This window comes from Bacillus sp. L_1B0_5, from assembly GCF_000836715.1.
GTDB lineage: Bacteria > Bacillota > Bacilli > Bacillales > Bacillaceae_G > Bacillus_A > Bacillus_A thuringiensis_S.
This window is the reverse complement of the sequence record NZ_JXIS01000147.1, coordinates 1-12,302: the sequence shown is the minus strand read 5'-3', so window position 1 is coordinate 12,302 and position 12,302 is coordinate 1. Positions and strand designations below refer to the sequence as shown.

The following is a 12,302-nucleotide window of genomic DNA, read 5'->3' as shown; positions in this document are numbered from 1 at the left end:
TTACAGTGGTATTTATTTTATTGAAGAGAAACCTGTTGGAAGTTATAAGTACAATCTTTTGTAAGATTATTAACTTTCTCGCCTGCTATTAATGCATCTGCACCAGCACCTAATGTTTTTAACCCCGCTAATACAGCAGGCCATCCAGTAGGTACTGTAGCTACTGCAACAGCTGCATCTACTGCAACACCACCCATAGCTTTTGTCAGTCCTATCTGTTCAACTCTTAAATTATTGACAGCCGTTCTAAATGCCCCTAAATCAGTCTTATTATTAGCACTTTGAATAGGATTCTTGGTTCTACCTGGAATTTGTATAACCCATACATTCTCTGTATAGAAATAATACTTATACCTCCCCAACCAGTCTTGTCCACTATCAACTAACTCAATTGATGGTCGATTATATTGGATATTATCCTTTAAAGGCTTAACTTGCGTTTGAGCGGTCGAAGTTTTTGACAATACCACTCCATTTCTATCTAAGGTTTCTGTAACTACTTCATTTTTATCTTTATAAAATGTTGCTCTATAATTCCCCTCATTATCCCACGTTTCTACAACTCTTTTTTCCTTATTATCTTCTATGATCTTTGAATGGACATCTTGATGGCCTGGCATACTCGTTGTCTCAATCTTTCCAATATTGTCCGATGTTTTCAACTCGCTTACACTTTCATGTTTTTTTACACTTGTTTCTGCTAAAGATGTGTTTGGAATTAACGTAGTTACCGAAAGTGTTAATGCCATTCCTAAACCAGCGTGTTTTAGTTTTCTATTAAGACTCATGTTTTCTCGACTCCTTAAAATATATTTAAAGTTTAAAAGTATTATAATTGGAATAGCTTATAGTAAATATTTTTCTTTTATGCCTAACCAGGAATAATGGCCTTAACATCAGTAAACGTAGAATCCCACGTAACGTATATATCGCGTAATGTTGTAGCTGAATTTGTATCATGCACTACTGCAACACGATGCCATTGATTTGTTGATGGATCATAGATTTCTTCATATCCTGTACCAGTTAATGCTGTGTTTTCATAAAACGGGTGTTGCATCGTATTAAGCCAGACTGGTCTATTGGCATTAATTTCTGCTTTATATTTATTAAACAACTCTGCATTACTGATTCCATTTTGTCCTCTACTACTATACTCATTAACAGTCAAAGGATATTTTCCGATACTACTAAAGTACTCTTTAAGCCCTTTAACAGCTATAGATGAGTCATTTTTAACTAATTTATTAAGATTGTCATGAATAAAATCGTAGTTTTCATGATTTTGATTTAAATTAGGATAGCCTTTATAAGTCCAGTAAATCACAATATTAGCAAGAGTATCCGTAATTGCTCCATTTTTATTAGTAGTATTAACAACACCATCTAACTTTTTATAATTATAATTTGGAATATTCATTGCTTTTAAATTTGCATCCGACTTTTGTACCATTAATCTACTACTACCAATTGGTTTAATTTTAGTAATTTTGTTTATTTCTTTTGTAGTTATATTTTGAACTTCGTTAGAGCTTGAAATTTTTTTATAATAAGATAATGGCCCCTGATAAATACTCTCATCCTTATTTACATTCTGATAAGGATGTTCACCTTCTCTAGAAGACTCTAAAACCTTATATGTACCCCCAACTACTCCTACAATTAGATACCCTTGTTTTCGTTCTGCTTGTTGAACTTGAAATAGATATGCTACTTTTTCCCCTTGTGTATTATACAATTTCCTATCAAAAAGTAATTCTCCCTTATCCCAGTTGGATGTAGTATTACTGATTACCGTTTGAAAATATGAGTTAGCTGCAGCAAGAGCATTTTCATAAGATTTATCATCTTGTTTTACAATTTCTTCAGCATGAATATTTATTGTAGTCACAGGGCTCATTAATAATGAAGATACCAATAGAACCTTTCCTAAATTTTTCATACTCTTCCTCCCTTCTTTGTTTATATGCTTGTTATCAATTAACATAATATAACAAAAAATAAGATAAATAAACAAAAAATTCTACTTTATTACAAAATATATTATTTTTAGAATTTATTGTTTATAAAAACACTCTAAAGTTGTACACTATAAATATATAATCCAATTTATAGGAGGAACCATGATGAAAAAAGCTTCACTTTTACTTATAGCTATCGCAATGGCTACAACTATATTTAGCAGTAGTGCATTAGCAGCAACTCCCGATACAAACGATATCACAGATCATTTTTCTTTTATTCTTAAAAGAAATGCTATTATTGTTAATTATGCAGTAGAAGAGGATAAAAGATTAGGTACATATCCTAAAGGCGTTGGAGCATTTATAGCTGAAAAACAACAATCTGACTATGGTGAATGGTATTATGGGAATAAATTATTTGGTGGAAAAGATGGATTCATATTTAATGGACAAAATGTAAAAAATATGGAATTAGCAAATATTCACTATGGCTACATAGGTAGAGCTGCCGGTTTTGCAAAATCCCAATTAATTAATAATGAGAGAGCAAGCCAAATTAGCCCTTCACCTGAAAATTGGGCATTTAATTACTTTAGTGTGCTTGGACTAAAAGGAATATATTGGATTACATATGGAGCAAATCTGTACGACAATAAAAACCTTCAACATTTTAACCCTAGTTTTTCAATGATTAAAGAATTAAATCCATCAAAAGATCTATTATCTAATGATGAAAAACAACAAATCAAGGATGAAATGTTTAATATAGCTCAGAAGATTAATGCAAACAAATAAAAAACTATTAAAATAAAAAAGCCCTATTAGGGCTTTTTTATTTTAATAGTTTTTGTCTATCATATTCTTAAATCGGAACCGGAATATAATTAGGATCAAGATTTATTGCTCTATACAAAAACATCGCCATTTGCTCTCTCGTTACATTAGCAGATGGACCAAAGTTTTTATTTCCGATCCCATTTGCAATTCCATTGCTATATAACGCTTTTACATACTCATTTGCCCAATGACCTTTCATATCATTAAACTCATAGTTTGCTTTTATTTTTAAATTAAAAGCTTTCGTTAATACGGATGCAATCTCTGCTCGCGTCGCGGTACTTTTCGGATTAAATTTATTTTCTGAGTTTACTGTAAAAATCCTTCTCTTTGTTAATGCTGTAATTTCTTTCTTAAATGGACTGTCATGAATATCAACATATGGATTTTCATTTGTATCGATCGGCTTTAAGTATCTGTATAAAAATGCCGCTAGTTGTTCTCTTGTCATATTATCTTGCGCTCCAAAATATCCATTTCCATATCCTGTCATAATTTTATTCCCAACCATATACATAATTTGATTATATGCCCAATGTCCTTTGGGAACATCAATAAATGAAAATGGATTTACAACTACGATGTCATGAATATACTTAAGATACTCATCATAGTCCAGACTAACATCTAAAGGAGTAGAAGACCAAGTATCATGAACAACAAACGTTCGGAATGTTTCATTCGTTTCAAAAATTTGTAGTTCCTCATACCCCACTGCAGTTACTGAATGTGCCCCCTTATACAAAGGGCTATCCGGCAAAATTGTTATTACAAACGGGCGATTTGCATCTATTTCTTGTTTAAATCTTTCGAATGATGGAGACTCTATTAATTCTGCGTTCATAGAATACCCTCGACTGTTCCAATACTTATTCAACCCTGGGACCATATTGTTGATTGAAGTTGCTCCCCCTTCAATAACATTTCCTTTTGGGTCATATGTTCCAGGTGTAGTACCCATAACATCCCCCAAATTGTTAATAAATTGATGCTCTGATTCATTGTTTTTTAGTAGATTTGGAAATCCCTGCTGTGACCAGTATGCTACTAAATTAGCAAAAGCCGTTGGAGAGCAACCTCTATACCAGGTGTAATCAGGTACGTTGTTTATACTTTTCCCTCTGTAAATATCTTCTGGTATATTATTTGGAATGTTTTCCTTAACATAACCCCTCGACGAAGAAATTAAGTTCTGTTTTTTTTCTTCAAATTGAACTATATTTTTCTGTTCAATTTCATTCGTCTTTAGACTACTTATTTTATTGCCCTCTTTTTTTAAATATTGTAACGGTCCTACATACACAGCTTGACCTTCTGGTACCTCTTTATAAGGATTATTCCCCTTTTTTGTAGACTCAATTATTGATGATCCCTTATTGCTACTGTTTACAATAATATACCCATAGTCCTGATTATCTTTTTGTATTTGAAACAAATATCCTTTCACTCTACCGTCTAAATCTCTTAAAGTTTTACTTTCGCTAAAATTTGAGTTTATCCAATTAGGATATGATTGTTTACCTATTGCTTGAACATAAATCGCAGCTTTACGCTGTGCCTCTTCCTTCGCTATAATATTTTTTTCATTTTCTGCAGCAAATGAGCTTTTCTCACCAATAAATATCATTCCTATTAATATCGGAATGATATAAAGAATTTTCATAATCTTTTTCATAAAAAAACCTCCGTTTCTATTCTAAAGTCACTCTCTATTAAATAATTAACTTCATCCCTAACACAAAGTTACTAATAATGTTCTTTAGTAACTTTGTGCAAATAATAATATTTATTTTAAATCGGAACAGGAATATAATTAGGATCAAGATTAATTGCCCTATATAAGAACATGGCCATTTGCTCTCTCGTTACGTTTGCAGATGGGCTAAAGTTTTTATCCCCCGTCCCATTCGCAATTCCATTGCTATATAACGCCTTTACGTACTCATTTGCCCAATGACCTTTCATATCATTAAACTCATAGTTCGCTTTTACTTTTAAATCAAATGCCTTTGTTAATACAGCTGCAACCTCTGCTCTAGTTGCTGTATTTTTTGGGTTGAATTTCTTTTCTGAGTTTACTGAGAAAATTCCTCTCTTTGTTAATGCTGTAATTTCTTTTTTGAATGGACTGTCACCGATATCTCCATATGGATTTTCATTTGTATCTACTGGTTTTAAGTATCTGTATAATAATGCCGCTAATTGTTCACGTGTCATATTATCTTGCGCTCCAAAATATCCATTCCCATAACCTGTCATGATTTTATTTCCTGCCATATACATAATTTGCTCATATGACCAGTGTCCTTTTGGGACATCTATGAAAACATATGGATTTATCGTGGTGTAGTGAATAAGATATTGGATGTTATCTTCATAATCTAGATATACATCTTTTGGAGTAGTATTCCATGTATCATGAATGATTACAGTATGATATGATTCATTTAAATCTGGTATAATTAACTCTTCATATCCTACCAAAGTAATATGATGGCTAGTATAAATTGGATGGTTTTGAACACCTAACCCTATTGGTCGACCAGCGTTTATTTCTTTTTGAACAGCAGAATAAGATAGTGGTTCTACCATCCATGATATTTCCGCTGTGTAACCTCTATCTTTCCAATATTTCTCTAATGCAGGTTTAATCTTATGTGGCCAAGTCCCAAATAGCACCCCTTCTGTAGTCTCACCAGTTCCTCTATCTGTCTCCATTAGATTCCCTAAACGGTCTATTAATTGATTTGCAGTTTCAGTACGTTTATGCAAATTAGGAAACCCGTTTTCAGCCCAATAACTTACTATATTTGCAATAGCCGTTGGTGTACATCCCACGTACCAAGTATAGTCTGGTACATCTAAAATTCTTGAATTATATATTTCTTCTCCCACTACCAGTGCTTTTGAGGAACTAAACGAATAATTATCTGATTTTTTATTCTGCACTCCTCTTGTAAGGCCCACACTTTCTGACGCTTTACTAGTATTAAGATCTATTAATTCACCATTTTTTTTCTGATAATATTGTAACGGACCTGTATATATTGCCTCGCCTTCTTTTACAAACTTATAAGGGTTACTGCCTTCCCTTGTCGATTCAGTAACCGATAAGTTATTGTTTTTCTCGCTAACGATTATATAACCAAGTTCTTGGTCACTATTTTGCAATTGAAACAAATAGCTATCTACTTTTCCTTCTAAATCGTATAATGTTTTTTTCTCACTAAAATTTGCCGTTTTCCATTGAGGATACGCTTTTTCACTTACAGCTCGCTTATAAATTTCTGCCCTATTCTCAGCCTTTTCCATCGTAATAGTACTTATTTCTGTTTTTGCAGCAAATGAGCTTTTCTCACCAATAAATATCATCCCTATTAATATTGGAATGATATAAAGAATTTTCATAATCTTTTTCATAAAAAATCTCCGTTTCTATTTTAAAGTCACTCTCTATTAAATAATTAACTTCATTCCTAACACAAAGTTACTAATAATGTTCTTTAGTAACTTTGTGCAAATAATAATATTTATTTTAAATCGGAACAGGAATATAATTAGGATCAAGATTAATTGCCCTATATAAGAACATGGCCATTTGCTCTCTCGTTACGTTTGCAGATGGGCTAAAGTTTTTATCCCCCGTCCCATTCGCAATCCCATTACTATATAACGCCTTTACATACTCATTTGCCCAATGTCCTTTCATATCATTAAACTCATAGTTCGCTTTTATTTTTAAATCAAATACTCTTGTTAATACAGCTGCGATTTCTGCTCGTGTCGCAGTGTTTTTTGGATTGAATTTCTTTTCTGAGTTTACTGAGAAAATACCTCTCTTTGTTAATGCCGTAATTTCTTTTTTAAATGGACTGTCACTGATATCACCATATGGATTTTCATTTGTATCTACTGGCTTTATGTATCTGTATAAAAATGCCGCTAATTGTTCACGCGTCATATTATCTTGCGCTCCAAAATAACCATTTCCATATCCATTCATAATTTTATTTCCTGCCATATACGTAATTTGCTCATATGACCAGTGTCCCTTTGGGACATCAATAAAATTAAATGGATTTATAGTAACAAAATTACTGATATATTTAGAACTCTCATTATAATCAAGCATAATTTCTACTGGGGTTTCATCCCATGTATCATGGATAATAATATTTGACAATTTTTCATTAAATTCAGGCATGTACATTTCTTCAAACCCTATTCCCGTTATAGAATGATCTTTATACATAAAGTGCTTTAAAGTATTAATAATAATAGGGCGACCTGCGTTAATCTCTTTTTTATATTTTTCATATGAAGGTGTCCCATTTAATTCAGCATTAACATCATAACCTCTATAATTCCAGTATTTATTTAAACCAGGTACAATTTTAGACATTTCTGTCTGTCCACCAGATACCTTACCATCCGGACTACGATAACCTTGTACAGTTCCCATATCTCTTGCTAAATTTTCTATTAACTGATTAGAACCTTCATAACTTTGAAGAAGGTTTTGGAATCCATTTTGAGACCAATAGGATACTATATTGGCAGTAGCAGTTGGAGTATACCCTTTATACCATGTATAATCTGGTACATTATTAATTTTCTTTTCTACGTATGTATTTTCAGAAGTTGTAGAAGCATATTTTTTTGGATTTATCATTTGACTTTTATTTTCTACATCTTTCTTTGAAATAACTTCATCTCTTGGCATATCTACAAATTTACCGTCTATTTTTTTTGCATATTGAATTGGTCCAGAATATATTGCTTCACTTTCTGCAACATCTTTATACGGGTTACTTCCCTCCCTAGTTGATTCTAAAATTGAAGAACCTTTATTTGTTCCATTAACAATAATATAACCACAATCTTTATTTTCTTTATTTACTTGGAATAAATAACCTTTAACACTTCCGTTAAAATCATGTAGAATTTTCGTTTCACTAAGTTGCGCCTCTTTCCATTGTGGATATGATTGTTTACTTACATTCTCCATATACACCTTAGCTTTATAATTTGCTTCTTCTTCAGACACAATCCCAATATTCCCCTCTTCCGCATTAGAAATGTTTAAATCAAAAAGAAATAGTCCCATAGAAAATACAGTAGCTGTCAACAAACCTTTTCCTTTACACATAACAATCCCCCTATACATTTTTTTACAATTACAACTATAACTGTATTATTGAAATATTGCAAATTTTAATTCGATAAAACAAAACACATTGTAATATATAAAATAATTCTATGTACATATTAAAAATCACCAATAAAAAAGTACAATTAGGCACTTTTTATTGGTGATTGTCTGGTTTGACAATAGCTTTCTTAAAAGTTCTTAAATCGGAGATGGAGTATAATTAGGATCAAGGTTAATCGCCCTATACAAGAACATCGCCATTTGCTCTCTTGTTACATTGGCGGATGGACTAAAGTTTTTATTTCCTGTCCCATTCGCAATTCCATTGCTATATAACGCTTTTACATACTCATTTGCCCAATGACCCTTCATATCATTAAACTCATAGTTCGCTTTTACTTTTAAATCAAATGCTTTTGTTAATACAGCTGCAATTTCTGCTCTGGTTGCTGTATTTTTGGGGTTGAATTTCTTTTCTGAGTTTACTGAGAAAATACCTCTCTTTGTTAATGCTGTAATTTCTTTTTTAAATGGACTGTCACCGATATCGCCATATGGATTTTCATTTGTATCTACTGGCTTTATGTATCTGTATAAAAATGCCGCTAGTTGTTCTCTTGTCATGTTATCTTGCGCTCCAAAATATCCATTTCCATAACCATTCATAATTTTATTGCCTACCATATACATAATTTGATCATAGGCCCAATATCCTTTTGGAACATCCTTAAAATTATATGGATTGATTAATAAATAAGAATCAATTTTATTAATTACTTCATTATAATCCAAATAAACATCTTCAGGAGTTGTATTCCAAGTGTCATGCACAATTAAGGTTTGATATGTTTCATTCAAATCAGGTATTATAAGTTCTTCATACCCTATCCCAGTAAGATAGTGTTCTGTATACAAATTATGCTTTGATACGCTAAAACCATAAGGTCGTCCAGATTCTAATTCCCTTTTAATTGTATCAAATGTTATTTTTTCATATGCAGCATAATTAACATCCGGGCTACTATATCCTCGGTTATTCCAATATATTTGAAGTGCTGGAGCAATTCTATCTGTGTAAGTACCATATTTCACTCCTCCTGTACTTTCACCAGTACCTCTATCTGTCCCCATCATAGTTCCTAAATTGTCTATTAACCAATCTGAAGTTTCGTTATTTTTTAGTAAATTAGGAAATCCATTTTTGGACCAATAAACTACTATATTAGCTATTGCCGTCGGGACGCATCCTACCAGCCAGGTGTAGTCTGGAACATCCTTAATTATTTTACTGTTATATGTCTCCTGTTGAATGACATTTCCACCAAAATTTTTTGAAGAATATACAACTTCTTCTTTTAAACTTTTATTCTTTATTAAATCTTTGTTTGGGATAATTTCATTAGTATTAAGACTAGTAACTAAGCCATTCTCTTTTTTAAAATATTGTATTGGCCCAGTGTACACTGCATGATCTTCTTGAATATCTTTATATGGATTATCACCTGCTCTTGTTGATTCTATTATTGAGTTGCCTATCATACTACCATTTACAATAACATATCCGTAGTCCTGATTCTCTTTTTGTATTTGAAATAAGTATCCTTTCACTTTCCCATTTAAATCTCTTAAAGTTTTACTTTCACTAAATTTTGAATCTATCCAATTAGGATACGAGTGTTCTCCTATAGCTTTAACATAAATCTCTGCTTTACGCTGTGCTGCTTCCTTTGTTATAACTTCATAGTCTTTTTCAGATGCAGAAGCATACTTTAAATTACTAAGTAGAAATACAGTTAAAACTACAATACTAAAAATACACCTTAAAGTTTTCTTCAAAAAGCCCATCCCCTTATACATTTTTTTACATTAACATCATAACAATCAACTGAACACAAAGTAAAATCTTTATTTTCAGACTTTAATCCACTTATTTACACTCTAAGATTCAACAAATCAGTATAATTACCGTTAATTTTCAGAATTTTGTTGATAAATAAATTAAAATTACTTAATAAATTTTATTTTTCTGCTATGATGGTAATAAATAGGACACTCTATAGGATGGGGGAATATATAATGATTGCTTCGATAAAGGGTAATGAGCAAATCACAAAAATGTTAAATGACTGGTATATAGAGATACGTGCCAGACATGTAGGAAAGGCACATAATTTAAAACTTGAGATTGATCAAAAAATACATAACATTGAAGAAGATCAAAACCTACTTTTATACTATGCTCTTTTAGACTTTCGTCATCAATATATGCTTGATAGTTTAAGTATTGGAAAAGATAGTTTTGATAAAGTCGATTCATTGGGTGTACCTGCAGATCAGCTTTTACAATACTACTACCACTTCTTTAAAGCTATTCATTCAAATATAACAGGTGATTTTACATGTGCAAAAGAACATTATAATCAAGCTGAATTACTCTTAAAACACATTCCTGATGAAATTGAACATGCTGAATTCCATTTTAAATTATCAACTTTCCATTATCATATTTACAAACCGCTTGCTGCAATTAAAGAAGCTACCAAAGCAAAGGATACCTTTAAAAAGCATGCAGGATATGAAACTAATATTGGGTTATGTGATAATTTAATTGGATTAGCTTGTACTCATTTAAAACAATTTGAGGAAGCTGAAGAACATTTTATTACAGCTATTAATACATTCAAAAAATCTGGTGAAGAAAAGAATATCACGTTTGTACGCCATAACTTAGGTTTAATGTATTCAGGTCAAAATTTATCTGAACTAGCAATACGATACCTCTCTGAAGTAACACAAGAACTCCCTAAAGATTATAAAGCAATTTTTATTAAAGCTAGGGAGCATATGAAAATTGGTGAGGCCAAAGAAACTTCTAATCTTATAGTGAAAGGCTTAGAGATTTGTAAAGAGCTAAAGAATGAGGAATACGAACATCACTTTTTAATTTTAGAAAAATTAAATCAAAAGGTCGCTGCTGACGAATTAGAGAAGACAATTAAAACAGGAATTTCTTATTTTAATAGAGAAGACCTACATGAATATGTACAAGAATACGCTAAAAAGTTAGCGGTTTTATTCCATCAAGAAAATAACCGTTCAAAAGCAAGCGATTATTTTTATCTTAGCCATCAAGCAGAAGAACAAAACTTTGAAAAGGAGGCTTTAAAATGAAAAAAGTAATGTTTAGCTTAATTGGATTAACAGCCGTATTCACGTTTATGTTTAACGCTAATAATGTAACTGATACACAAAAAGCTCTTAGCGGGGATAAAATCGTACAATATGCTCACGGCCATACTGGTGGATGATAAATAAACAAAGGTCTTCACTTCATTGTGAGGGCTTTTATTTTTATATAGGATCTCTTTGTAGAATAACAATATATTAAAATCCTAAAATTTTAATATATCAAAAACGTTATAATTATACCGTTCTTTTTGCATCCATAAGAAGGATCTAAAAAGATTAGAACAATTAAAGAGAGGAAGAAACTATTAATGCATACACAAGAAAATTTTTATAAGAAGTTAATAGAGGGAAAAAGATTAGTAACGATATTTTTACTAAACGGAGTAAGAGTACCTGGAATCATTATCGCTGTTGATAAATTTTCAGTGCTAGTTTCTAGTCACGGAAAGCAACAATTCATTTACAAACAGGCTATTTCAACAGTTTCTTTATGAATAGCAGTTTAAAATTCAATTTGAATTGAATTATGTTTATTTATGAATTATTTAAAAATAAAAAAGGAATCCTCAGCAAAAGGATTCCCCCCAGAAAATATGCATAAATAAAAAGAACTAAGTTTATTATAATATAAAATTAAACGAAACATATTGAGAAAAAATAAGATTGAAGTTTGATAGGAAAGAAAAATGTTTGTTATACTAAATGTGCAAAAATATATGCAAAATCACAAATAAAATAAGGGCAGCCTAATATGGCTGCCCTTATTTTATTTTTAATCTTATAATCTGCTATTTAGTTTGAGCTAATTATAAACCTAGTACACTAACAATCTGGCATGCTTTGGAATTTGCAATATGATAGTACATCTCTAACCCTCTTCTTTCCGAGCGTAGAATCTTGCCACGCATCTTAGATAAATGCTGAGATACAGTTGATTGCGGTACTTTTAATAGATCTGTTAACTCTGTTACATTACAAACTTTGCGACGTTCTAGTTCTTTCACGATCTGTAATCTAACTGGATGGGCCATAATCTTTAATAATTCTACATCCGCCTCTGGGATTTTGTACATGTCATTACTTACTTGCATTGTTGTCATTTTAATTTCTCCTTTTATAATTTCTTTTTATTTTAGATGGTGTTGCAAAACTCATAAATA

Annotated in this window: 10 protein-coding genes and 2 pseudogenes; 4 read left to right on the top strand and 8 right to left on the bottom strand. The window is 31.5% G+C overall.

Going from position 1 to position 12,302, the window contains the following annotated elements; genetic code table 11:
• Window positions 1-17: 17 nt before the first annotated feature.
• On the bottom strand, window positions 18-788 hold the full coding sequence (locus RT27_RS30270) for a geobacillin-26 family protein (protein ID WP_043938844.1): 771 nt from the start codon (window positions 786-788) through the stop codon (window positions 18-20).
• Between the two features lie 83 nt (window positions 789-871).
• Window positions 872-1,942, bottom strand: coding sequence for a hypothetical protein (locus RT27_RS30265; protein WP_043938842.1), 1,071 nt, complete (start codon window positions 1,940-1,942; stop codon window positions 872-874).
• A 184-nt stretch (window positions 1,943-2,126) separates the two neighbouring features.
• Here RT27_RS30265 and RT27_RS30260 point away from each other — a divergent pair, with 184 nt between their 5' ends.
• On the top strand, window positions 2,127-2,759 hold the full coding sequence (locus tag RT27_RS30260; RefSeq protein WP_043938841.1) for a polymorphic toxin type 44 domain-containing protein: 633 nt from the start codon (window positions 2,127-2,129) through the stop codon (window positions 2,757-2,759).
• Window positions 2,760-2,826: 67 nt separating this feature from the next.
• Here RT27_RS30260 and RT27_RS36305 read toward each other — a convergent pair whose 3' ends face one another.
• The 5 genes and pseudogenes from RT27_RS36305 to RT27_RS34535 form a co-directional block, all read right to left on the bottom strand.
• A complete protein-coding gene (locus RT27_RS36305) occupies window positions 2,827-4,476 on the bottom strand; it encodes an S-layer homology domain-containing protein (protein WP_082045014.1) in 1,650 nt (549 codons plus the stop codon).
• A 152-nt stretch (window positions 4,477-4,628) separates the two neighbouring features.
• Window positions 4,629-5,126: pseudogene (locus RT27_RS35970) on the bottom strand (S-layer homology domain-containing protein); the annotation flags it as partial.
• 96 nt (window positions 5,127-5,222) lie between these two features.
• A pseudogene (locus tag RT27_RS35965) lies at window positions 5,223-6,113 on the bottom strand (C39 family peptidase); the annotation flags it as partial.
• A 223-nt stretch (window positions 6,114-6,336) separates the two neighbouring features.
• The gene (locus RT27_RS36300; RefSeq protein WP_197078018.1) at window positions 6,337-7,950 is read right to left on the bottom strand and encodes an S-layer homology domain-containing protein; all 1,614 of its coding nucleotides are present in this window, start codon (window positions 7,948-7,950) and stop codon (window positions 6,337-6,339) included.
• Between the two features lie 201 nt (window positions 7,951-8,151).
• On the bottom strand, window positions 8,152-9,798 hold the full coding sequence (locus tag RT27_RS34535) for an S-layer homology domain-containing protein (RefSeq protein WP_082045012.1): 1,647 nt from the start codon (window positions 9,796-9,798) through the stop codon (window positions 8,152-8,154).
• Window positions 9,799-10,029: 231 nt separating this feature from the next.
• Between RT27_RS34535 and RT27_RS30215 the strand changes: the two genes are divergently transcribed.
• The 3 genes from RT27_RS30215 (at window position 10,030) to hfq (ending at window position 11,636) form a co-directional block, all read left to right on the top strand.
• Window positions 10,030-11,124 (top strand): Rap family tetratricopeptide repeat protein, encoded by a 1,095-nt coding sequence (locus tag RT27_RS30215; protein WP_043938839.1) that lies wholly within the window; start codon window positions 10,030-10,032, stop codon window positions 11,122-11,124.
• Window positions 11,121-11,261 (top strand): hypothetical protein, encoded by a 141-nt coding sequence (locus RT27_RS35520; RefSeq protein ID WP_197078017.1) that lies wholly within the window; start codon window positions 11,121-11,123, stop codon window positions 11,259-11,261. The genes RT27_RS30215 and RT27_RS35520 overlap by 4 nt, the downstream gene beginning before the upstream one ends.
• Window positions 11,262-11,450: 189 nt before the next feature.
• Window positions 11,451-11,636 carry an RNA chaperone Hfq gene (hfq, locus tag RT27_RS30210; RefSeq protein ID WP_000557411.1) on the top strand — a complete coding sequence of 62 codons (186 nt, stop codon included), beginning with the start codon at window positions 11,451-11,453 and terminating at the stop codon, window positions 11,634-11,636.
• A gap of 312 nt (window positions 11,637-11,948) precedes the next feature.
• On the opposite strand, the gene RT27_RS30205 is transcribed toward hfq, so the two are convergent.
• Window positions 11,949-12,242: a metalloregulator ArsR/SmtB family transcription factor gene (locus tag RT27_RS30205; protein ID WP_043938837.1), complete on the bottom strand. Its 294-nt coding sequence runs from the start codon at window positions 12,240-12,242 to the stop codon at window positions 11,949-11,951.
• Window positions 12,243-12,302: the final 60 nt, after the last annotated feature.